We start from the raw sequence: 25,562 nt of genomic DNA on the forward strand, positions 1-25,562 counted from the left end.
AGACGCGAAATGTCAACAGCGTCGACATTTCCAGTATTGACCCTAGACAGATCTAGTTATTTAGAGACATGGTGTTCGGACTCGATCTCGGCGCACGCCACACAAAGTCGGGTCTTTGGTTCGGAGGCGGGCATGTTCTCTGGTATCGCTGGGTCACTTCGCAACGCCGGCAAGCGTCGACGGACCAAGTCACGGGGCATGGCGCTCGCCGCCTTCATTGCCCTCGCCCTCCTCGCTTCGGTGGTCGCGGTCGTCGCCGTGACCAGCGAACGCAAGGACCCTTACGTTCCGTTCGACATCGCCGGGAAGCGCGTCGACACTGCAGTCGATCCGCTCGACCCCATGACCCGACCAAAGGGAGCCAAGGGCGTCGAGCTGGACGAACCGAAACCTCCTAAGGAGACGACGCCCGAAAAGCCGGCTGTCAAGCCCAAGAAGGAATGCGACAAGGATTCCGGCGCGGACAAGTTGGCACCCGTCAGCGGACTTCCGGACCTCACTGCCGCGGGAGGCAAAGGCGACGAGGTCTGCGCGTACGCCGAGACGTCGCAATCCGATGACCTGGTTAACGCAGAGCCCCTGACGGTGGCCGAGGGGACCACCGCCGTCCCCGCTCCGAAGCCAGCTCCCGAAGAGGTCGACCCATCCGAGGACCCGTCCGGGAGCCCGTCAACCGACCCGTCCGGCAATCCGCCCACCGACGTCCCGGTACCGAGCGACGATGAAAGCGGCCCGCCCGCAGATGGGCCCTCGGAAGGAACTTCGGAGGAGTCCGAGGACGATTCGGACGGGTTGTCGGGTGAAGGAGCGGCTCCTCGCGCCAAGCCGGCAATGTCGACGGTGCGATCCGCACCGGTGCCAGCCGCCATCGACCTCTCGCAGGGCGCTCTTGCGCCGGCAGGCGAGTACTTGGCGCCGAACTGGATCCATGCGTTGCCGGCCACCAGTCCGAGTAAGCGGCGATCCATGTCGATGGTCTACGACGTCAAGCGCAACCAATACGTGCTCTTTGGAGGTCGAACTGGCGCGACGACGTTTAGCAATGAGACCTGGCTGTGGAACGGGGTCAACTGGACGAAGGCAACCCCGACGACCAGCCCCAGTGCGCGATCGCGGGCGGCCATGGCCTGGGATCCCGTCCTTGAACGCGTTGTGATGTTCGGTGGGCAGACCTCCTCCGGTGCCGACGTGAGTGACGAGGTGTGGACGTGGAATGGCACAACCTGGGCGTTGCAGAGCCCCACGGGCACTAAGCCGATTGCCCGTGCCGGGGCGACGATGGCCTATGACAACTCTCGCGCCGGGATGATCGTCTTCGGCGGTGTCAACGCGCTCGGCGCCTACAGCGACACGTGGATGTTGAAGAACAACGCATGGACGAGGATTCAGGCAAGCAGTGCCCCCGGTGCGCCTCCGGGACGCTACGACTCGGGCATGGCTTACTCGGCATCGACGGGCGAAATGATCCTGTTCGGTGGCGGCACCGGAACCTGTTCCCCGACCTGCGCGGTGCTGTCCGACACGTGGACTCTCCAGTCCGGCGCTTCCACTTGGACACATGAGGCTCCTGGGCACAATCCGCCCGCTCGAGGAGGTCAAGGGATGGCGTACGACGCCTCTTTGGGAGTCAACTCCTCGAATCCTGGGGCTGTCGTCATGTTCGGAGGCATCGACTACACCCCGACCTCGCTGTTCCGCAATGACACGTGGGCGTGGACGGGCAACGACTGGGCGCAAGCCGTTGGTAGCGCGTCCCCATCGGGCCGAGCAGCGATGGCGATGGCGGCCGACAATGACGGACACATGGTGCTCTTCGGGGGACAGGACGACTGGGACAATTTCAGTGAGACTTGGACCTACGACACGAACGTGCCGATCCTCGGTATTGAAGCTGAACTCGGGACCGACGAGGAACGCGAAGACGACACCCTTTGGGTGGGGGACTCGATCCGGGTCAGGGTGACCGCAGCCAATCCCGGACAAGCAATAACTGCCTCCGACCAGATATCGATCACCTCTGCACTGCAGAGCACCCTGCTCGCAGCAGGGACCCAGATCAAGTGGGGCACAGCTGAGGTGTCGGGATGCCAAGGCGGCTTGGCCGCGCTGTGCGGTGGTGTCCAGGATCTGACGGCCACGATCGCAAACATCGGAATCCCGGCGGGCGGCACAACTGTGGGCGAGTTCATCGCCAGTGTCGCTGGTTCGCAGAAAGGCTGCGAACTCATCGATATCCCAGCAGTCGCTTCGTCGCTACTCGGCGCGACCGCAGAGGTCTCCACCCAAGTCACGGTGTGCGGTGGGGGGCTCGGCCTGGAGGATTGGTGGACATTCGACACCACCGATCTAGATGGTGGCGGGTCCGCGAGTGTGAACGTTGCCAACGGCAACCTCGTCGTCAAGCAGTACGACACGGATCCGGTGCAGATGCCTGGTCGCCTCGCCATGGGACTCGGTCGCGTCTACAACTCTCAGGACCACATGTCAGGTGGAGGTCCGATTGGTGCCGGTTGGCAGTTCGATATCGGAGACACAGGCGAGACAGCCGGAGGGTTCGGACTCTTCGGCCTGAGCCTGCCCAATCTGCAGACCGTCCTCCAACCATTGTCGATGCCGTACGTCGATCGTGACGGCACCAGGCATGTCTTCAAGCTCCGGTCCCTTGGAGCGTCCGTGGGCGGACTGAGCTTGCCTATCGACCTGAACAGCCCCGACGCCGGCCCGATCCTCGATCTGTTGAACCCCGCAACGCTCCCGTTCACCCTCACGTCGATCGAGGAGGGGCTGATCTACGGCAAACTCTGCATCGATCAGGCCTACACCGGTCCTCCGGGATCGAACATGTTCCTGTTCCGCTACATCGGCACGGGCGCCAGCGGTTGTGCGGCTGCGACTGAAGAGAACAAGCTCCTGTCGATCGGCTGGTCCCTGGTTCGCCCCGACCGTGTGCGCTACGACTTCGACCTGCTCGGGAACCTCGTTAGGGTCACCGACCCGGCTGGCGAGCAACTCACCTACACGCCCGGCGTCCAGTACGGACCGACCGAGATCCGGTCCTCGTCCTGCGCTTCCGGAGCGGCCTGCCCGAAGATCACCATCAACTACAACGCAGGTGGTGCGGGGAGCAATCGGCACGTCAAGGTCACCGACACCGCCGGACGAGTCACGTCCTACATTGTCTCCCCGAGTCTGACGCTCCCGCTGCTCTTGCAGGTGTGGGAGCCTGGCAACCCGCTCTCGAGCGACGACCGCGCGGTACCCACCGCGGCCTACACGTACGCGACAGCAAACAACCCTTGCTCAGTCGGCGGACCGGTAACAGCAGGTCAGTTGTGCTCCGTGACGAACGCAAACGGCGAGAAAACCACGTTCTCCTACGTCGAGGCGCCCATGGGACCCGACCGCATCGAAATGGTCAAGGATCGCCGTGCGAACGCCAGCGACGGCCTTACGAGCGGACTGGCAACGAAGTACACCTGGTCTGATCCCGTCGGAGATCAGAACGCCGGCATCTACCTGGCAACCGCCGACATGGCAGCACCCAACACGCTCACCTCCTGCGGCACGTCGTGCCACCGCATCAGGTACAGCAACATCGACCGATGGGGCCGCGTCGGACAGATCGCTGAAGGAACAACGGGTGGCACCGACAACCTCGGCATCTACTCCTCCCAAGCCGGCTACCTGTGGGACGGCATGGGCGACTCCGGAGGCGTCGCGTCCTGTGCACAACCGACCCTCGCAATGAACCACAACCTGTGTCAGGTCATTCGCCGTGCTGTGCCCTCCAGCGCTGCGTTCACTCCCGGCGCCGTCGGGACCGGGACTGTCTCAGGTACGCCCGTACACGATCAAGCAGTCGACTATCTGTACGGCGACTTCGGTCAACGACTCCGCCAACGCGTCCTCCTCGACGCCAGCCAGGCTTGGACGGACGCCAACTCCGCCATCACCACCTGGGGCAGCCACGAGCAATACTTTGACGCGAACAAGAACCAGCGGTTCTTCAACAACCATGTCCGCGGAAACGGAGTCGTCAAGGCGACGGCAGCCGGCGGCACCTACCGCCAGTCGGTCATGCAGGACGCCCCCCTGTCGTACTGGCGACTCAACGAGCCGTCCGGCACGGCCATGGCCAGCGAAACCGGCACCAACAACGGCGTCTACGGCTCGACCGCAGCGCTCGGCCAGCCCGGGGTCGTCCACGGAAACACGGCCCTCGGCGAATCCACCTCGGCCTGGAGCGCCTCCGTCTATCCACTCACCGGCTTCGCCCAAGGCACGACAGCCACGGATTCCGACTTCACCGTCGAGACCTGGATGAAGACGGCTAGCACCGGACTCGAGTACGCCCTGCAATGGGGGAGCGGCACGGCCTACGCCACCGTCGGACGACTCAACGGCGGCCTGCCATTTGTTGGTCTGTACTCTGACTCGGCCACCAACAAGGGTGCAGTCGTCTACTCGACCACATCGGTCTCGGACAACGAGTGGCACCACGTCGTGTACCGCTACACCGGATCCGGCAACGCTGCCGGCATCGAGATCTGGATCGACGGCCAACAGGCGCCCACAACCGTTTACTCGAACACCCTCGCTGGCGCATTCGCTGGTGCTAGCCCGATCGGGTTCTTCGGCGCATCGTCCGGGACATCGAGCCTCGACGAGCTCGCGATTTACAACACCGCTCTTGCCCCTTCCCGCATCCAGGCACACCACACGGCTGCCCGCGGCGCGACCCGGATCAAGGCCGACACCCTCTACGCGGTCGTCGACGAGGTCCAGGAGCTCTCCCCGCGAGGCAACGCCGCCGCCAACAGCAACGCTTGGGGTGAGTACCTGACCAGCATCCGGCGCGATATTCCCGCCGACGGTGTTCTGGCTTCAACCAACAAGACGGCTGGCGACTCTGTCTGTGGCTCAGCGCCCAGAGGCAACACCGGATTGGTGTGTGAGGTCGATACCCCCGCCGCTGCCGGCGTCGCGAGGGGCGTGTGCACGTCACCGACCAGCAACCTGCCCGCCGGAAGCACGCTCGCTCCGACACCTTCGGGTTCGTATGCGTCGACGTGCACCACCTACGAGTACAACAATCGCGGGCAGCGCAGCCTGATGCGCAGTCCGAAAGCCAACTCCGGCTCCTCGACCGGCGACCTGAAGCCGGGCACCGAATACCGCTACTATCCAGTTGTCACAACCTGTTCGGGTGATGACCGTAAAGCGTGTGACCTGTCCGGCTCCGTATCGGCCGGGGGCTGGCTCAAGGCCGTCATCGACCCCGCGGGGGAGAAGGTCGTCTATGCCTACGACGCAGCTGGGAACATCGCTCGTACTTGGGACCGTAACGCCAGCCACGGCAAGGAACTAACCGCGGGTTGGGCTGATGCCAATGCACCACCCTCGAACGCGTTCACCGACACCGTCTCCGCCAACCCCATTACCTCTGACGCCATCAGCGTCTCCAACACCGCGTTGATCGCCATCAGCCCTGACGGCACCGTCACTGGCGCTGGAACCAACGCTTCCGGTGAGCTCGGCGACAGCACGACCACACCGCATTCCACCGCCGTCCGTGCTGACCCGATGACTAACGTCGTCCAGGTCGCGCAGTCCTCCACGGGCGCCTTCTCCGGCTGTGCGTTCACCCTCTACCTCACCGGCAGCGGAAAGGTCTGGGCCGCGGGACAGGGGACCTCACGCCCCTACCCGGCGAGCGGACTCCCGGACAACATCATCTCGGTTGCCGCAGGTGGCTGCCACGGGCTCGCGCTCGACGCTGACGGCGGCCTTTGGGCATGGGGAACGAACAATGCCGGACAAATCGGCAACGGCACCACCGCCGCCGTCTACACGCCGGTCAAGGTGCTCGAGAAAGTCTCGACCATGGCAGCGGGCTACACGCACACCCTCGCTGTCACCACCGACGGCAAGACCTGGGCCTGGGGTGCCAACAACGCCGGCCAGCTCGGACTCGGCGACACCAGCAACCGCACGACGCCTACCCAGGCCGCTGCCCTCGACAACGCCGGCATCCGTCAACTTTCCGGCGGATTCGCATCCTCCTATGCGGTCGGTCGCGATGGCACGGTCTGGGCCTTCGGCAACAACGGGTATAGCGACCTGGGCGACGGCACCACCACCCAGCGCACCAGCCCCGTCAAGATCACGACCCTCGGCCCCGGAACCAGCGCCGGACCCGTCCGGCAAGTCGTCGGCGCCGCCTACGGTGCGACCGCACTCATGGCCGATGGAACGGTCCGCGTGTGGGGACTCAACAACGTCGGCCAATCCGGCGGCGGCTCGACCGCGGCCACCATGACGACCCCGACCCAGGTCCCCGACCTGACCGGCCAAGTCGCCATCGCAGGCGGATGGGCCACCATCGCTACCGCCGACCAGGCCGGACGCATCAAGGTCTGGGGCGGCACCGCGAACCATCAACTGGCCAACGGCACCAACCCGACGTCGACCACCACCCCAACACTCGCGGGCATCAACATCTCGCCCTACAAGACCGCCCTGTGGGGACCGCAAGGATCCCGAGACGCGACAGGCAACCTGTCGACCACTACACGCGACAGGCTTGGGCAGCCACGCCGGGTCCGCGCCGGACGCGGACACGACATCAACACCTCAGCCTTCGACCGCATGACCGGGTACGACGCAGCCGGTCGACCCGTCTGGGCGAGCGGCGCGCAACACCGCGCCCCAAGCAACACCGCCCGCACCACCTATGACCCGTTCGGGAACCCCATCAAGAGCGTCGACGCGCGCGGCGTCGCATCCCGGGCAACGTTCGACGCCCTGAACCGACAGGTCTCCGCCCAGGTCACCCGCGGCATTGCTGCCGATTCACCAGCCAGTTGCACCGGTACGGCGACGACCGCTGATTGGACCAGCGGACAAAGCGGCCACAAGATCTGCATCACCACCGCGACCTACGACGGCATCAGCCGCCAAGTCACCGGCACGGACGCGAACAGCCAAGTCACCACGCTGTACTTCGACGCCGCAGGCCGCAGACTCCGCATCGACACCCCGCGCAACCACGCCGGTGCCACAACACTGGCGACCCGATGGAACTACGACCGAGACGGCCGTGTCATCGACACCTGCCCGCCCCGGCAGTTCTCCTCCTCTGAACCAGACAACACGACCACCTGCACCAGCAGCGGAGTCCACTCCACCCACCTCGCCTACGACACCGCAGGCAACGTCAAGTCCGAGACCCGATACCGCGCCGGCTCCGGTCAACCCGAGGCGCTCGTCACCGCCTACCAGTACGACGCCGACCGCAACGTCATCTCGATGACCGACGCGAACGGCCACGAGACCACCAGCACGTTCGACCTTCAAGGACGCCGGCTGACCAAGACCGTGCCCCGCACCGCGACCAGGTCGTACACGTCCCGATGGTCCTACGACCCGGCCGGCAACATCACCGCGGTTCGGGCACCGGGATCGATCAACACCGGTTCCGGAGCTGACGGACATCTGGTCATCGACGGCACCACAGCAGCAAACTCCACCGACGGAACCGCGCACGGCGCAGGCAACCCCTTCCAGATCCCCGACGGCGCCCAATACCGCAACGTCACACTGCAGAACGGCGCCTACGCGACCTCCGCTGTCGCGAACGGCCTCATGCTGCACGCGACCGGCACCGTCACCGTCTGCTCGACCTGCGTCGTCACTATGGCCGGAAAGGGATACCAAGGCGGTGCCGCCGGTACGGGCGCCAACAACGGCAACGGCTCCGACGCGGCGAACCCCAACCCGGGCAACGGCGGCAAGGGCGGTGCCGGTGGGCTCCTTGGCCTTGACCCGTCCGGCGGTGGCGGCGGTGGTCACAAGACCGACGGAGGTCAACCGGGAACTGCCGGAAGCGGACCCGGTCTTCCCGGCAAGGCCACGGGAAGCCCCGACTTCGCCACCGTCGGCACCGACTACCTTCGCGGCTCCGGCGGCGGAGGCGGCGGCGGAGGTAAGAACCTCCTCGGCACCGCCGGCCCCGGCGGCAACGGCGGCGGATTCGTACGGATCACCGCCAACAAGATCGTCATCAGCGGGCAGATCGATGCTTCCGGAGCCGACGGTGGCGCCGGAGCCGCGAACTCCGGTGGCGGTGGCGGAGGTGCCGGTGGCGGGATCTGGCTCGCAGCACCCGACATCGACCTCGCTGCCACGACCGCCCTCGACGTCACGGGCGGCACCGGTGGCGCCGGACCTACCAACAGGCAAGGCGGCAACGGCTCTGCAGGTTACGTCCGCCTCGACGCAGACGCAGTGACCAACGAACCCTCCGGCGCAGATCGCACCCGCGCCGCGATGATCACCTCGATCTCCTACGACGCAGCGAACCGTCCCGTCGATACCGTTGAAGGGGCACAGACCCTGCAGGCCGACCCGACGATCGATGCCGGCGAGTTTGCCGTGCCTGACCCCAACGGCCTGGCCAACACCCGAAGCCGCAGCGTCTACGACGCCGACGGACAGATCGTGGCGACCCTTCCGCCGCAGGCCTTCGGTAACGCAGCGTCGCTCACCGCCCCGAACAACGACACCGCCCGACGAGTTGATTACAACCTCGACGGCCTACCCGTGGCGTCCTACAACCCCCGCTATGACAACGCCTCAGGCAGCGCCACCACCTCGATCGGCTCCGGCAACGATGGCGGAGGATCGGCAAACCAGCAGACCTCACAATGCGCCACCGGCCGCGTGGTCGACCAAGCTGCCGGACCCGCCAACAATGCGACCGGCACGCAAGCCACCTATCGGGCCAACTACTCGCTCCTGCCCGCCAACTATGGCAGTCAGGTCGGAGTCTGCATCACGCGCACCACCTATGACCCGATCGGCAACCTCCAACGCGCCTGGCTCCCGACCTCCAACGGAACCGACAACGGCTACCTCGAGTACGCCTACACCGGCGACGCGCTGACGGCGACGATCACTGGACCGGACCCGAACTCCACCGGTCGAGTCACGGTCTCGACCTCCCGCTACGACGGTGTGGGACGCGAGACCTGGAACCAGGACGCCAACAACAACATTACCCAGACCGCCTATACCGCGGACGGCCTCGTACGGCAGACAGCCGAACAGGCCTACGACCCCGACGGAAGCGGCCCGGCCGGCACAGTCACCGAGATCAGCGACTTCGAGTACGACGCCGGAGGAAACCTCCTCAAGCGCAGCAACCCGAGCATCGCCCTCGACGTGACCCTCCAGACCTGGACCACCGACAACCTGATCGCCCAAATCACCGCACCTGGACCCGGCACCGGGACCGGTCAGACCACGGCTGTCACCAAATATGGCTACGACCTCGTTGGAAACGCGATCCAGACCTGGCAGCCCGAGGCGGTCCTCAACAACAAGCGCCCCGTTCGCAACGAGTTCACCTACGACAACCTGCTCGCAGCCACCCATACCCCGATCACCGACACGAGCTACCGGTCCGCCCGCTACGCGTACTCCCCTGCCGGAATGAAGGTCGCCACAGAAACAGCTCGTTGTTCATCGGCCACCTACACCGACTGTGCCCCGGGCAACAGCAACTTCCTCACCGCAGGTGTCGTCAAACTCACCTACGGAGCCAACGGACGACCGACCTCACAAGTCGGACGCGACCGCGACCCCCTCGAAGGACCGACCACCTCGATCACCACCACCTACTCCCAACACGGCGGACCCGCCAAGATCATCGACCCCACCAGCGGGATCACCATCGAAGCCGGCTACTACCTCGACGGCATGACCCGACGGGTCACGGAAACCGGTGCAGGTCTCGACAGCAAGGGCAACACCAACACGTACGCCTACAACGGATCCGGTGCCGTCACCGTCCGTACCGACAAGACCGGAGTATCCGGAGCCACCAGTGACGCAACCGCAACCACGTCCTACCGGTACAACCACGCCGGTCTGCCAGGTGGAGTGAACTCCGACGTCCTCGACGCCGCCACCGACTACACCTGGGACGACGCCGGTCGCATCCTGACGGCCCAAACCGGAGCACACATCGCCGAATGGTCCTGGCACCCCAACGACGCCCTCGCTGGCGCCAAGACCACTGTCAACGCCACCGTGATGGGGGAGTACCGCTACCAGTACAACTCCAACCGCAACATCACCAAGCAGACCGTCACGGGCAGCGACGGGAACTACACCAACGACTACTCCTACTCGCCGGGCCAGCAAGTCACCGGTTGGACCTACGCCCCGACCGGCGGCACCCAGCAGGCGACCACCTACGGCTGGGACAAGAACAGCAACCGCAAGTCCGTTGCCGTCAACGTGTCGGGAACGACCACGACGACCAACACCACCTACAACCAGGACAACTCGATCGCCACTGTCGACGCGCCCGGCACCGCCAGCGACTACAGCTACGAGTACAACCGCGCCGGACTGTTGATCAACGACGGTTGCAGCACCTACGTCTATGACGCGTTCGACCGCATCGACAAGCAGATCGCCAACAACACTGCTGCTTGCGGAACCAATGGCCGAACCACTGAATACACCTACGACGGAATGGACCGCCAACGAGCCATCAAGGTGACTGGCTCATCGAAGGCAGGTGCGAACCGGACGACCCGAAGCGTCTATGACGGCCTCGGCACCGAGATGGTCGGCCAGACCGATGCCGTCAACGGAGACCTCAACGGGCCCAAGGTTCTCTACCAGTTCGACGCATCGTCGACGCCGATGGCCTACGAACAGTCCGGATCCACCGGTGCCGGCAAGGCCTACCTCGACCACGACGGCAACGGAAACATCACCACCGTCACCACCACCGGCTACAACCTGGCCTGTTCAGCGAGGTTCGACCCGTTCGGGTCTCCTGTAGACGCAGCTTCAGGTGGGGACGCCAACGGCGTGTGCCACAACACCGGTGGCGCCGCCGAAGCAACAGGTAACGCCTCTTGGTACCGAGGCCAGACCCGTGACGGCTCGACCGGGAACTACCAGCTCGGGGCGCGCACCTACAGCCCGACCACCGGTGCGTTCACGGCACCGGACTCCTACCGAGTCTCCGATTCGGGCACCGACCTGGGTGTGGGCACGGACCCGTTGACGATGAACACCTACTCCTACGTCAACGGCAACCCCATCAACCTGCTCGACCCCGACGGACACGCACCGACCTGCGTTAGGGAAGGAACCTGCACAGCCAAGGTCGACGCCAAGGGCAGATTTACCAAGATCAAGAAAACGAAGGCTGCAAAGCGGGCCGACAGCATGGTTGCACCGCCCACCGGTCTCGAGCTCGCCGAACTGCTAGGGCCAGGAATCGAACGCCAGATCAACTCCACTCTCGGCAGCGCCTTCGACGAAGAGCAGTTCTACGACGACTACATCCGTGCGCTTAAGGCGGAGGACTGGGACGCGCTAGGCCAGTTCGACACAATCCTGGCCGAAGAATCGTGCATCAACGACGGTGGAGGCAAGGAGTGCCTCGGGCTCTCGACGTGCACACTGAAGTGCATTCCAGACAACCTAAAGACACTGGGAAAGGTCCTAGACCCGACCGCTCCATTCAGGGGTTGCATCGAGTCCGGAGACCGAAGCGATTGCATCGCCGCGGGGGTTTCGGTGGTGCTGGCGGGAAGCGGCGGAGTCCTGGCGCGGATCCTTCGAAGCCGTCGTGTCGCGAAGTCGGCATGCGACGTCCCAAGCAACTCGTTCACCGCGGATACACCGGTTCTGATGGCAGATGGCAGCAAGAAGTTGATCAAGGACGTCGAACTCGGTGACTTCGTATTTGCGGTCGAGCCCGAGACCGGCGAGAACGGCCCGCGGAAGGTAGTCGACTTGATCCGGCATTCGGGGCCACACCTCATGGTCAGGGTTCGACTCGCTGACGGCACCGCTATTGATGCAACTGATCATCACCCGTTCTGGGTGGAGAGCGACCACACATGGGTCGAAGCGATCGACTTGGAGTCGGGCGACGTGCTGATCGGGCCCGACGGTGCTAAGAACAGAGTCATCGCGACGTTGGTCACCGAACAGGACCTCACGGCATACAACCTCACCATCGAGGACCTGCACACTTACTTCGCTGGTGCTGAGCCAGTGTTGGTCCACAACGACGACGATGACTACAACCAAGCGATGCGGGAGGCAATGACGTGGCTCGAGGAGCGTGGCTTCCGGGCGGAGCGGCCGACCTTCGGCAGGTTCGGAGATACTCGTGGCAGGCCGATCGGCATGCAGACAGCCGATGGCAAGGTCGGTTTCCGAGTGGAGTTTGACGAAAGAAGTGGTGCGCACATCAACGTGTTCAACGGTAAAGAGAAGGGACCGCACTTCACTTTCAATGCGACTTCGAAGACTGTCTCCAAGATTCAGGGAAACTTCGGGTGCTAACGATGTCTGAAAACTTCTGGGAGACGGAGGTGTATGGAACGGCGCCGCTCGCCGACTTGGAGCGCATCGACATGGACCACGTATTTGACTGGCTAGGGACATCCCTGCCAGTCCTCGGTTCGAAAGTCGACTGGTCCTCGGTGCGGGGGATGCACTCCCACAGCCACTTCGTCGATGAGGTCGAACTTGCCGACGAGGCGGCGCGAGAAATCGGTCGCCGGGTGGCGGCAGGAGCTGGCGTCGACCATGTGGGCGACGGCCTGTCGCCTTACGGAGTCCGGCTATCTAGCGAGAACGTCGGGGCGATCGTCAAAGCGCTACTTGAGGTGCCTGAGCATCATTACTTCCTTGACCAGGATCGAGCATGGCTGGTCGTTGTCAGCAGCGAGGGTGACCTCGACATACTCGACCAGTTGAGTTCCGACGGCGGATCCTGAGGGCAGCGAGGAACGGCGCTTGGTCTCAATCCAGAGTCCTGGCGTCAGCGCGATTCCAAATCAGGCCGTCGGGCAAGAACAATGGGTGGTGTTAGCCGACCGGGCCCTTCGGCGCCAATACCTTGGTGCTGATAGCCGATGCGGCCCGCAGAGCGTTCAAGGACAACAAGCTTCGGGACCTTGTCCTCGCGACCGACCCGAGACCGATGGGCAGTTAGCGAAGGCCTGGCCGATCAGATCGTGGATGTTGACGTCGAGGCAGTGGGCTAGCAACCGCACGTCGTGCATCTCCGCACCGAATGAAGCGTGCGTGTCTTGACCTCGGCGGTGAGAACCTGCTCTCTTCCGATGGAGAATGATGGCAACGTGAATGAGCAGCTACCGCCGCCGTGGGAGACCATCGACGAACACTTTCCGGTCGCGCGATGTGGGATTCTCGTTTCGGGTCGAAAGCCCTCGTCGCCAGAATTGGTCGATGGGTGGGTCGATGCATGCGATCGGACACTCGAACAGATCGAGTCGTCGGGAATCGCAGTGCCGAAGATGACCCTGTCTCGCTGGGATCCAACGCGGGATGAGGTGGTTACGGCAGACCGGAACCAAGGCACGCAGCAGGCCGAGATCGCCAAGCTGTTGGCTCTCGGGCTTGATGGCAGCCTCAGTTGGTCGGGTCAGGCGCGCGGTGCTGCTCCGAATCTTCCATTCGTTTATGAAGCGGATTGTTGGGCGCTCCTCGATCCTCCCGACTGGATCAGTCTCGGCCTCGATGTAACTTTCGTCGCCGAACTGTCCGCGGCCGACCAGGTTGATATCACAGGTCACCTGATCGATTTGGTGCGCACAGCGTCGAACGATCCGCATGTCCACTACGCCGAAGTGTCGCCTCAGGCACTCGCCGGATACAGGGGTGCAACGCCGTGGGAGGACGATCTAGAACCCGACTGTTTCGGAGCAGGCCTTCGACTGGCACCTCGTTGGCTTCGCGGCGTTGGATCGGTGACGTTCGTTTCTGACGAGACCCTGGAACGATTGACAGATCGCCCAGCGCTCGAAAGATCACAGGACTTCGTGTCAGTGATCGAGTGCCCGCGTGGCCTACTTCTCGTCGACCGTCCCAACCTTTGGTCGGAAGACTCCGAACACGATTCCAAGATCCGTTCGCTCGTCAGCGAGCGGTTGGTGCGAGATGACATCTTGCAAGAAGCGATGGCATTCGCAGCGAACTGGCAAAGCGGTTCTACAGCGGTCGAGATGGACCGGTACTTCGAGGAACGTGACTCGTAACTCCTGGTTGACCAACAACTCGGCCAAGTCTCCTGCTCGCAGGGCGCACCAGCCTTCGGGGCATGGATCATGACGAGCACCGGAGACTTCTTGGTGAAGCCACGGGGAGGAGTCAGCAACTCGAGTTGTGCACTGCTCAGGTGCTGGCCCAGGCCCTGCTCGTTTCTGAATCGACCGCCCGTCTTCTCGCGAGCAAGCTGGGACAGGCGGCGATTCTGCAGGTCTTGACGGAACTTGCCGCCCGCCGCGACTGCGGGCGCCTTGACCCGGTGGCTTTGTCGAGTTGGGTCGCCGTTGCCCGAACGCGCACCCGCTGTATGGACAATTTCTGACAGATTGATCGCGTCGCGGGCCTGCCCCTGCTTAACTACGTTTGTCTGCGGGGCAGTGCTCCGTCGCTCCGGATTGAGAGGTCATCGTGAACGGTCGAGGCAGCGACGTGTGGCCCACAATCTGTTGCGCGGCACCTGTGACCCGGGTTCCCAGCGATCGCGTCAACGTGGTCCTGAGGAATCTCGCGGCAAGATCGCCGGACTTTCGCCTGTTTTCGGGCTCGATGTCAACGAAACCGAAGGAGTCGTGCGTTGGATGACGACGCCAGAACTCCAATCTACTGGGCATCTTCGAGCGTTTCGGCCACTCGGATGCTGTGGGATCCAGCGGTCCACGAGCATTTTGGTGAACGTTGCTACCTCTACCTGATCACTGGCCGTCGTGCAGATCCCACCGGAACACTTAGCGACGACCTGCGGCGGCTAGCCCTGTCGCTTGGCATCACCTCCGCTACTGCACATGCGCTCTTCGGGCCGTACGACGTTCTCTTCCGGTTCTGGGGGACGAATCAGAGTCGCCAACGTTTTGCCCGTGGACTCAAAGCGTCAGCCATCCAGGTGGTAACCATTCGGGAGTTCACGGCAAGCGACGTTCATTACGGATTGACCGCAACCGGAGCACCGTCTGCGGCAGAGATATCAGCGCAGATCGACCACATCCGCGCCGCGGCCGAAGCCGAACGCCTGAAACCAGGGGCTCCGGTCGATCAGGGTGTGGTCGAACTCCTGCTCTCGCGCGGCCTTGCCCACCTAATCCAACCTTCTGTTGGAGTCAAGTTCTATCTCTTCCTCAAGTCTCAACTCCCTGAGACACCGCCACTCGACTACACAGTCCGCGAACTGCGACGGACCGCTCAGGCCGAGAACCTGCAAGGCATCTCTATCTACAGCGGCACCGGATTCGTCGACCTGATTATGAAAGCCATCGCGCCCAACTACGACTCCTTGCTCGAGATCGTGAACTCTCTTCGCGTGGTGTCTAAGAGCCTCCACTTCGACCCTTGGAGCCTTCCCGTCGCTGACTTCGGAAAGGCGATGATGCAGGAGACCCTCGATGGAGTCGAAGGGGAACTCGGGCGCGCATTGGAGACACTGCTGTCGTTGGAGCAGGACTCTGCCCGCGCCGAGCTTCTCAGAAGAGAAATCGGTTCGATGGACCGCCGGCAGATGACCGCGCTTTCCAATCTCGCCGGTGAGATCTACTCACGCGCCAGCGGATCAGATCTCGAGCGGATGAGCGAAACACTGACTGCCTGCATCGCCAAAAGCCGCAAAGATCTAAATCGCGCGCTCTCGTTCCTCACCAGTATCGAGGACGACCTTCGATACTTCCTCCCACGATTCCTGGCCGCCCACCTCGGCCCACGGTGGCTTGATCAGATCAGGAGTTCGAATCTCAACCTGGGAATCAACTCACCGGACGCTCTGGACAGATTCACCGGCAGCGGTCCCGATAAATGGACCCTTGGCCTCATGCTCCGTGTCTTGTCTGAGAGCTACGTCCGATTCGAAGGCGACCTAGCGGCAGACCTTCACAGCATCTTTACCGAAGGGTGGCGCAGTCACATCCGAGACATCGTTGACCTACGTGACGAGTTTGCACACGGACTGCTCATGACATCAGTCCGCGCACGCGATTTCGGCGGTGCGCTCGGGATGAAGGTTCGAACAATGCTTATCGCCTCCCAGTTTCAGTCCCGCCTCGAGCACCACATCGACCTGTACATGTGAACGACCCGACGATCCCATTCCAAGGACGTGCAATGACTCCACGAACCATCCGTCTCGAAGATGTCGACGACGTCTATCCCGGGTACGGACTCCCGTCGATTGATGACTTCAACGAGACGCCCGGCCTCCTCGACGATCTCATCGACGGTGATCTCACCGACAGCCGGAATGATCTCGATCAAGACGACCTCGCCGACGAACTGCGGGTTCTGAAGAGCGAGGTCGTCCGACTTGGTCGCGGTCTGAGGCATAGCCGACGGGAATTCGCGTCAACGCTGCACGTACTGCTTCTGGCAGACGGCCTTACCCTCGGGCAGATTGCCGGTCGACTGCATCGCGACCCGCGGGACGTCGACTCCGAGTTGATCGAACTGCAGCGCGTCGGCCTTATTGTGCGAACCGACAGCGGAGCCGCCATGGCCAGGTACTCCATTGTCGGCCTGAGCGAACTCTGAGGCGACTCGGTGACCGAGACAGGAGCGATTGGGATCCAGTTCAGTTGGTGGATGCTATTTGCCGCGTTTGGCTCCGTCTCGGTCGGCCTGCTCTACACGATGTTGGCGGTTCGGCAGAGCGCTGGCGGCGGTCTCCGAACTGTGGCCCATGCGGTGCTCGGCAAGTTGGACTGTCTCCTCATTACGGTCGTAGTCGACGCCCTCGGGGGACTCATCCTGGGTGTCGTCGCAGCCTTCCTGTCGCTGTCGGAACCACGGTTCTTTGTCAGTTTCGTAAATGACCGCAACCTTCTTGGCTGGTTCATCTTCGGACTTGCGGGTCCGGTCCTGGCCGACCGCATGTTCACCGGATCAATGTTTCAGAGCCGGTTCACAGGCTGGTTGAGCGAAGCTCAGGTCTCGGATCAGTCGGGTTCGCCGACCGGAGCGGTCGACGACCTCACAGCACGTTCGTGGCGCCTGCGGAGCGAAGCGCTCATGCAAATCCAGATGAGATGCTGGGTAATCGTCCAGAGACGGATGCTGCGCGAGGCGAACCGGTTGCGCGAACTAGCTGATAGAGGTCTCGCAGACCGCCTTCCGGACCTCGTTCAACTGCCCAGACTGTGCCGTCAACTACCCCATCGCGGGTTCGTTGTGCCCCAAACGGTTACCGACGCTGCAGCGCGAGTGAGCACCGCCGAGACAGATGAGATGCGTTTCGAACTGGTCGCCGCACTGGTCGAAGAACTACTCCTTGCTCAGGTCTGGTACCCGCTTTACGTCCTCTTCGGTGAAACCCACGATGCGGAATACGCGTGAGTGGTCTCCACTTGACTGAACTTCCGCATCCTCGACCTTGTCGTCGGCACCGACGAAACATACGCAGAAGTCAAAGCAAGAGGTTGTCAGGAGCGCTCGAGGCACCCTCCAACACGTGGCGACCTCCAGAAGTGTCCCAGCCGTCGACCAAGCGCGCCGCATCATCCGGTCCAAGAAGCCAAGCACAACCTGCTTCGGCACCAGCTGTTCCGCGTGCGTCGCCGCATGCTGGCGCAGGCGTGAGTACCGCCGTTAGTAGCCCGTGATTTGTGTCGGATGGGCGTTCTACCGTGATTGGACCGAGAGGAGGTCGAGAGCGTGGTCGATGTGACCGCAGAGTTCAGGCGTGTGCAGTCCGCGTATGCCCAGCCGACACTGTCTCTCATCTCGCGTAAGTCCTCCCCGGCGGTGATCGCGGTGTTCCGTTCGATGTTCAGCACTGAGAAACCGAACGTTCCTACCGCGCGCATGCACGACCAGGTCAACGGCCTTCTGGCTGACCTGCGCCGAGCCGGCATTCCGGACGTGCCCGACGCGAACGGGCGTGACGCGTGCAAGAGATGGATGAATGACGGCTGGTTGAACCGCACGTCGGACGCGAATGGCGACGAGATCTACTCGCTCACCGCCAATGCCCTCGACGGCTTGCGGACGGTGGACCGGCTGACGAAGGACCGGTCCATTTCGCTGAGCAGTCATCTCATCGCAGGTCTCATCCGGCATCTTCGCGACTTCTCGGCATCAATCTCGCCGGACGTTGGGGACTACATCACCTCTTTGACCGCGGAGAAAGTACGCATCCAGACCGAGATCAAACGGGTACTAGACGGTGGTGCGGTCGAGGAGGCCTCGGAGGACCAGATCATCGCGGGCTTTACCGAGCTGCAACGCTTTCTCGCGGAACTTCCCAGCGACTTTTCCCGCGTCTCGGAGTCCTACAGGGACTTCGAGGTCAAGCTCATCTCCGAGTTCCGTACCGAGTCGGTAGCCACGGGTGAGGCTGTTCGCCGGTATCTGGCTCACGTTCAGGACCTGGCAACGTCCTCCGCTGCCGGCCGGGGCTTCGAGGGAGCTCTCGAGTTGCTGCGGGATCCGGAGCTGCTCGACCAGGTGAACCGGTACATCTCTACGCTCTTGGCCGACGAGCGTGCTGCGGCCCTGTTGAACGTCGAGGAGCGCAGCCAGGTCCAGAACGCAGTTCTCCTCATACGCGAAGGCCTCAAACAGGTTCTCGAGCGTCGGGCCCGGGTCTCCCGGACGTTGAACGACTACATCACCTCCCATGATGTGGAGCGGGACCACGAGCTCGCCGAGACGCTGCGTGCCCTGGAGAGCGCCGCACAGGAGTGGATGCAGACGGCCGGTCCACGAGCCAAAGCGCCGATGGAGCTACTTCCCGGCAAGCTGGACGTTCAGCATCTCCGAACCAAGATGTACGACCCCGCCAACGACGAACCTCCCCTGCCAATGACCCAGGTCGAGAGGCCAGATCGAGTCGGGAACGTGACCCTGGCTGAGCTGAGGGCCCGGGGCGGGCCGTCCCATGCCGCGCTTCGCGACGAGCTCGAGGCGTACCTCGGAGACTCGGTTGAGTCCCTTGCCGAGCTCTTTCATTCCTTGCCCGAAGATCTGCGCCGACCGGTCGAGGTTCTCGGCGTTCTGCCGCTGGCTCGACGCAGCGGGCTGGAACCAACCGGCGAGGTCGAGGTCTACGAAACGGTCAGACCAGACGGTTCTCGCCGCCTACTTGACGTTCCTAGATACGCCAGCACCACACCGCCCGATGACGACTCGGCTGTTGCCGGGGAGGGACACCGATGAGCGAGCACTACCGAACCGAAGGACCTGACGATTCAAACGAATTCGACGCCCCGAGCATCGGTGCGTTCGACGACGAGGACGAAGAGAGCTACCTCGTCGACGAGCCGCGGCTCTGGGACGGCGACACCGGCAACATGGACGCCAAGCCCCGCAACGCGCTCGTCGCCCTCCTCAAGAAGGCGTTCGTGTCCTCCGATGACGTCGAGTGGAAGGCGCTGCTCCAGCACCGTGACGCCGTCGCCACCAACCTGAGCAATCTGTACTTCAACCTCGTAATCGACGAACGCGCCGAGGTCGCCTACGCCTCACCGGCGCGAACGGCTGACAACCCGTTCCGGACCCTGGTCCGAGACGCACCCAACAGCCGTGAAGAGACCCTGCTCCTGCTGTTTCTCCGTGAACGGTTCCGTGTTGGCACCGCGTCAGGTGAGGCACACGTCTTCACCGACGGTGTTGCGATGTTCGACTACGTCCAAAGGTTCCGACCCGACTCGGCTACCGACCGGGTCGGAGACGAGAAGCGGGTCACCAACGCCATCGCCGGCCTCGTGAAGGACGGTCTGCTGATGAAGACCAACGACGAGGGCCGCTTCCGTGTTCACCGGGCTATCGAGGCTCTTCTGCCGGTGACCCGCCTGAACCAGTTGCTGGAGGCCTTCCGGCGACTGCAATCCGGAGAGCCGCTCGAGGCCGACGACTACGCAGGCAAGCACGCGGCGCCCGAGGAAGTCCTGGACGCGACGGACGAAGACGACGAGGTCGAGCAACGCGGCGACTCCGGTGACACCTACGAGGAGCCGGCGTGAGCAGCATCCAGAGCGAACTCCTCGCACCCGCTGAGGTCGCCGACCTGGTCGACGACAAAACCGGGGCGACCACCCAGTGGCTTCTCGAGTCTCTTCAGGTTGTGAACTGGGGTGGGTTCGAAGGCTTCGAGAAGGTCGACATGGACCCGGACTCGACGCTCCTCTCCGGAGGTTCGGGCACCGGAAAGTCCACGCTGCTGGACGCTTACACCGCGTTGATGATGCCGTCGTACGTCGACTTCAACGGCGCTTCCAACAGCTCCGGCACCGGACGCGCCCGAAACGCCCAAGGCGGGCGACGGACGCTCCTGTCCTACCTGCGCGGCAAACAGGGCACCAACGACGACTCCGGGGGCGCGTCAAGCGAACAGCTCCTGCGCGGCACAGGCCGCGCAACCTGGGGCGCGGTTGCCGGTGTCTTCGTCAGCAGCGAAGGCGCCCAATATTCGGTGATGCGGCTCTACTTCGTGCCCGTCTCCGCGACTGCAGACTCCGACATCACCATCAGGATGGGCCTCGGCCCCGGGGCCATCGACCTGCGTGACCTGTTCGATGCCATGTCGACCCACACGGCAGCCAAGCAGCTGTCGCCCGTCATCCCGAGCACGTTTACCGGCATGAAGCCGTACGCGAAGCCGGGCGAGTTCTTCCACGCGATGTACACCAAGCTCGCCATCGGAGCCAACGGCGACGGCAAGATGGCACTCGACCTTCTATCGCGCATCCAGGCAGGCACCCCCGTCAACAGCGTGAACCTGCTCTACCGCGACATGGTGCTCGACAAGCCCGCCACCTTCGGGCACGCGGACCTTGCTTTGAGTGCCTTCGACGAGGCCGCCGACAGCCTGGCGCAGATGGTCGTCGCCGAGACGAAGCACGACACCCTGCGTGATATCCGTGAAGTGCACGCCAAACTGGTCGAGGCCCGCGTACGGGCAGATGCGCTTGACCTCTACGGGTTGAACAAGCCGGGAACCACCAAGCTGACGGTGTGGTCGCTGCGCAAGGAAGCTGCTCTTCTCGATGCTGCCGCGGATGACGCTCGCGCCCAGCACCATGATGCCGACGGTGTGGCCCGCCAGCACGGCAAGCACGTCGACGGCCTCTGGGAAGAGCTCGAAGGCGCGCGGACTGACTGCCGAGCCAAAGGCGGCGACGAGCTGGCCACCCTCGACGTCAAGCTCGGCGCTCGTCGGGGCGACCTGATCGAGGTAAAGCGCAACTTCGAGGACTTCGGCGAGCACGTCGCCGTCGTTGGTGCCAGCGTCGCCAGCCGTGGCGACTTCGATGCCCTGCTCGCTGACGCGCGCCGTTTCGGAGCCGAGAGGGAGACCTGGAACGAGAAGTACGAGGCGCGGCGAGACGCTCTGCGCGACAAGCTCACACCGCTGCAGAAGAAGCGTGAGGGATTGGAGAAGGACCTCGAGCAGCTGAACAAGTCGGGAACCCGCATCAAGTGGGAACTCGGGCAGCAGCGCGACCGCGTGGCCCAGCGCCTCGGGATGAAGCCGACCGACCTGCCCTTCCTGGCAGAACTCATCGACGTCCGCCCCGACGAGGAGGGCTGGCGAACCGCCATCGAGACCGTGCTGCGCGGAGACGCCAGCCGCATCGTCATCCCCGTCGAGCGCCGCCGGGAATTCGCGCGCACCCTCGATGACCTGAACGTCTCCCGCCAGGTGCGGCTGCTCGACGGGACCGCCGGCACCAGTCCCAAGTACCCCCTCACTGGTGCGGTCACCTCTGACCAGGCCGGCCGCATCCTGGGCAAGCTTCAGTTCGCTGACCACCCGTACGCCGGCTGGGTACAGGAACACCTGTCCGGCGCTGGTCTGAACGCTGTGTGCGTGGAGTCCACCGACGAGCTCGATGGCGGAGGCCTTCGCGTTTCCCAGTCGGGTCAAACACGCAGCGGCATCCGGTCGTCCATCGGCCGGGACAACCGCGACGACATCATCGGGTTCTCCAGCGCCGGCGCCATCGCCCAAGTCGAGGTCGAGCTGTACGAGGCGGAGAGGGAGCTTGGGGTCCTGCTCGCCGACATCGCCGCGGTCGAGGAGGAGAACCGGACGCACAACGCCCGCCGCGATGCCTACACCGCCATCTTGCAGGTCCGGTGGGACAGCGTCGACGTCGCCGGTATTGAGGACGCCATCGCTGCCTTGGAGGCACGTCAGGCTGAGTTCCTGAGTTCGAACAACCAGCTGCAGACGCTCCTCGACCAGATCGAGGAGCTCAAGGGCCGCCACGAGGCCGCCCTGCGTGCTCAGGCCGAGGCGGCGAACAAGGCGGAGAACCTCCACAAGGCGTGGCTCGACCTGACCGACCGCAAGGACCGCGTCGTCGACCACCTGAGGCCCCTCGAGGACAACGACGTCTTCGAGCTCACCCTTGAGCAGAGCGAGGACCTCGACGCCGTTTACGCCAGCACGTTCGTCGCCGACGGTGTCGAGGACCCCATCGCAGCCGCGAACAAGTTCAACGAGCGAACAACGCTGATGAAGCGTCAACTGCTGGCCCAAGCGACCGCAGCACAGGCTGCGGCAGCCGAAGCGGAGCGTTCCCTTGGACGAACCTTCAGCCTTTACGCCCACACCTGGGAAGACTCCAACCACGGTGAGACGGCGACGTCGTACCCCGACTACCTCCGCATCCTCGAAGACTTGGAGAAGCACAGCCTGCACGAGCAGCGGAAGGAGTGGCAGCGCGACATCAGCCGGTGGGCCAGCAACCACCTGCTTCTGCTGCTGCAGCAGATGTCGGGCGAGGTGGAGGCCATCAAGGCACGCGTTGTCCCCATCAACACAGCGCTGGAACGAATGGCGTTCGGTGCGCGACGGGGCCGCCTCAAGCTCAAGGTCGACGACGTATCGAACGAATCTGTGCGACTGTTCCGCAAGAGGCTTCGGGGGATGGTGAAGCTGGCCACCAAGCAGATGACCTACGAAGAGGCCAGGAAAGCCTTCGACGAGATTTCAGTCTTCATGGACTCCCTGCGTGGGCCGAAGGACCCGAAGTATGTGGGTGAGAGGTCCAACCGTGACTTGTTCCTTGACGTGCGACGTCACGTCGAGGTGTACGCCGTCGAGTACCCCGTCGGCGCAGACATCTGGCCGGCCCGCGAGCACCGGCAGCTCGGTTCGGCGTCGGGTGGCGAGTCACAGGAGCTCATCGCGTTTGTCCTCGGTGCCGCATTGCGGTTCCGTCTCGGCGACGAACTGCGAGACCGACCCCGGTTCAGACCGGTCTTTCTCGACGAGGGCTTTGTGAAGGCAGACAGCGAGTTCGCTGGACGAGCAGTGTCGGCGTGGCGCGAACTCGGCTTCCAGATCGTGGTGGGCGCTCCGGAGGACAAGTTCACCGGTCTGGAACGGCACATGCGGAAGTTCATCGTCGTGGCCAAGGACCAGCGGACCGGGTACTCGTTCATCGACTCGGTCGAAGACCACCGCGGCGCCGAAGAGGCTGAGGCGGCCGTCCTGTGAAGGGAGAGACGGAAGTCGTCGCGAGCATCGGACGGCGGCTCCAGACTTCGTGGGCTGAAGCCGTCCTCGCTGAAGCGCGCGGGATTGCGGCCGACCGAGCTGCGTGGCCGAACGACTTCCCCCTGGGACGGAAGAAGTCGGCCGAAATGGCCACCGGGTTCTCCGATGTCGTCGAAGAACTCCACGCGTGGCGCGACTGGGCCGCCGCCCATGGGGTGGAACTCATCGAGCGCACTCGACGGGTATCCGGAGTCGCCCATCAGATCCACACCCACATCCGAGTCGAAAGTCTGGATGACGCTGCCCGGGTTGCTGGCGACGGCTGGCCCGAGCGCCTAGAGCGGGGGCGTAGGCGCGCGGGGGAGTTATTGGAGCGGTTTCCGAACCAGACGCGTTCGGCGTGGATGTTGAACGCGACCGCCGGGCTCTTTGACGTTGAGTTCGGCTTGCTGCTCGACGTCGCCGCATGGTTCGCCGACAGCACAGCCGAGGACCGTGCGCAGCGGACCCCGCGTCAGGTTCCGGTCGAGGGCATCCATGCGAAGTGGCTCAGCAAGCGAAAGGCCCTCGTCGCTGAACTCGCAGGACTCGAGAGCCTCGGCCTGATGCCCGACCACCCAGCACGTATCCACTTCACCTACCTCGACGAGGACTACCTCACCACTGGCGGCCGAAAATACGACTCTGCATCCGTGGGGGACCCTGTCGCGCTGCCGTACGTACCGCGGGTGGTCCTGATCAGCGAGAACAAGGATACTGCCGTCGGATTCCCGTCCGTTCCCGGCGGCATTGCCATTGAGGGCGGCGGAAGCGGCGCAACCACCCACGCCAAGTTCGACTTCATCCTGGATGCCCCCGTCGTTGTGTATTGGGGCGACATGGACGCCGACGGACTGGAGATCCTCAACCAGTTCCGCGGCGCTGGCGTCGCCAAGACCTCGATGCTCATGGACCTCGGCACTTTCGAGGCGTGGGCCCGGTTCGGCACCAACGTGGACAAATACGACCAACCGTTGGGGGCGCGCGACCCGAAACCTGTTGAGCACCTAGAGGGACCAGAGCGGGCGCTGTATGCGGCGCTCATCTCTGCGGACTGGCCGCACTTCCGACGCGTCGAACAGGAACGCATTCCGCTCGGTGTCGCGCTTGCCAAGCTGCTAGCCCTAGTAGACAAGTAGGTGCAGCAGAGCCGACTTCGTGCTCAGGGGCTTATCACAAGCGTGGTTCTACGTATCCCGACGTGTACGTGTTCCGCAGCGCGGCTGAAAGCCACAAGCCGTATCCGAACGTGCTTCAGTCACGGGTGCGCCAGGACGATCATGTCGGTGCATCACCACTTATGACGACCTGCACAGGCAGTGCCACGGCTAGATCGAAGAAACTCCGTACATGGAGATTGCCAACAGCGCAGTGTTGACGACACCGATGAAGATGTCGGTTGCCTTCTTTTTCGTGCTATCGGCGTCGCTGTAGCTGAGCCAAGTAATGAATCCCCCGAATGCAAGCGCGATGACGACAGTGGCCCAAGCCCGAGTCGTACCCGAGTCGCTGGCGACGGCGTTGAGAATGGATCCGGCGACTACCGTGACACCGGGAAATGTCAGGTTGCCGGCGGTCAGGAACAACGGCTGCTTTTTTGGATCCTCTTGAGCAATGGGTGCGGCGGGATTCGGAGTTGTTACCGCAAGAAAATCGGGAAGGTTCGCCATTTCGTTGCTCCCTATTTCGCGCCGACATGGGTAGTGACGTCGATTCGAAGTCTAGTGATTTCATTGGCGGGACGAGGCGTTTCAGGCAACCACGCGGCGGTGAGGAATCTTGACTCCAGATGCCCGCCGGTGGGGACCCTAGGTATGCATCTGGCTCGGATCCCGCAGCCCGAACGTGGGCGACAACCCAAGACGCCGTGGAACCCTTGGCGCTTCCATTCGCCCGGTGCGCTGCGAGCCTCGCTGTTTCCGCAGTCGGCCGGAACCCAAACGGATATCTTTGCGCACCGGACGCAGCGTCGCGCTCCACCCGAGATCAA

Annotated in this window: 12 protein-coding genes; 11 read left to right on the forward strand and 1 reads right to left on the reverse strand. The window is 63.5% G+C overall.

What is annotated here, in order from left to right; translation table 11 throughout:
- The first annotated feature begins 198 nt into the window (after positions 1-198).
- The 11 genes from HRC28_RS02780 to HRC28_RS02830 all read left to right on the forward strand — a co-directional run bounded on the left by HRC28_RS02780 (position 199) and on the right by HRC28_RS02830 (position 24,711).
- Entirely contained in the window at positions 199-12,381 is a 12,183-nt protein-coding gene (locus tag HRC28_RS02780; RefSeq protein ID WP_182378675.1) for a polymorphic toxin-type HINT domain-containing protein, read from the forward strand.
- A gap of 2 nt (positions 12,382-12,383) precedes the next feature.
- Positions 12,384-12,818, forward strand: coding sequence for a hypothetical protein (locus HRC28_RS02785; RefSeq protein ID WP_182378676.1), 435 nt, complete (start codon positions 12,384-12,386; stop codon positions 12,816-12,818).
- 366 nt (positions 12,819-13,184) lie between these two features.
- Positions 13,185-14,102, forward strand: a complete 918-nt coding sequence (locus HRC28_RS02790; RefSeq protein WP_182378677.1) for a hypothetical protein — start codon at positions 13,185-13,187, stop codon at positions 14,100-14,102.
- A 62-nt stretch (positions 14,103-14,164) separates the two neighbouring features.
- A complete protein-coding gene (locus HRC28_RS02795; protein WP_182378678.1) occupies positions 14,165-14,434 on the forward strand; it encodes a hypothetical protein in 270 nt (89 codons plus the stop codon).
- A gap of 252 nt (positions 14,435-14,686) precedes the next feature.
- Positions 14,687-16,165 (forward strand): hypothetical protein, encoded by a 1,479-nt coding sequence (locus tag HRC28_RS02800; protein WP_182378679.1) that lies wholly within the window; start codon positions 14,687-14,689, stop codon positions 16,163-16,165.
- 32 nt (positions 16,166-16,197) lie between these two features.
- Complete coding sequence (locus tag HRC28_RS02805; RefSeq protein WP_182378680.1) at positions 16,198-16,620, forward strand: hypothetical protein; 423 nt, start codon at positions 16,198-16,200, stop codon at positions 16,618-16,620.
- A 9-nt stretch (positions 16,621-16,629) separates the two neighbouring features.
- Positions 16,630-17,421, forward strand: coding sequence for a hypothetical protein (locus HRC28_RS02810; protein WP_182378681.1), 792 nt, complete (start codon positions 16,630-16,632; stop codon positions 17,419-17,421).
- Between the two features lie 318 nt (positions 17,422-17,739).
- A complete protein-coding gene (locus HRC28_RS02815; RefSeq protein WP_182378682.1) occupies positions 17,740-19,242 on the forward strand; it encodes a DUF3375 family protein in 1,503 nt (500 codons plus the stop codon).
- Complete coding sequence (locus tag HRC28_RS02820; protein ID WP_182378683.1) at positions 19,239-20,048, forward strand: DUF4194 domain-containing protein; 810 nt, start codon at positions 19,239-19,241, stop codon at positions 20,046-20,048. The genes HRC28_RS02815 and HRC28_RS02820 overlap by 4 nt, the downstream gene beginning before the upstream one ends.
- Entirely contained in the window at positions 20,045-23,533 is a 3,489-nt protein-coding gene (locus tag HRC28_RS02825; RefSeq protein WP_182378684.1) for an ATP-binding protein, read from the forward strand. The genes HRC28_RS02820 and HRC28_RS02825 overlap by 4 nt, the downstream gene beginning before the upstream one ends.
- Positions 23,530-24,711, forward strand: coding sequence for a DUF3322 and DUF2220 domain-containing protein (locus HRC28_RS02830; RefSeq protein WP_182378685.1), 1,182 nt, complete (start codon positions 23,530-23,532; stop codon positions 24,709-24,711). The genes HRC28_RS02825 and HRC28_RS02830 overlap by 4 nt, the downstream gene beginning before the upstream one ends.
- Before the next feature lie 189 nt (positions 24,712-24,900).
- Here the strand turns inward: HRC28_RS02830 and HRC28_RS02835 are convergent, their stop codons facing one another.
- Entirely contained in the window at positions 24,901-25,242 is a 342-nt protein-coding gene (locus tag HRC28_RS02835) for a hypothetical protein (protein ID WP_182378686.1), read from the reverse strand.
- Positions 25,243-25,562 lie beyond the last annotated feature (320 nt).

Origin of the sequence: Nocardioides sp. WS12, from assembly GCF_014108865.1 — a bacterium.
Classification (GTDB): Bacteria; Actinomycetota; Actinomycetes; order Propionibacteriales; family Nocardioidaceae; genus Nocardioides.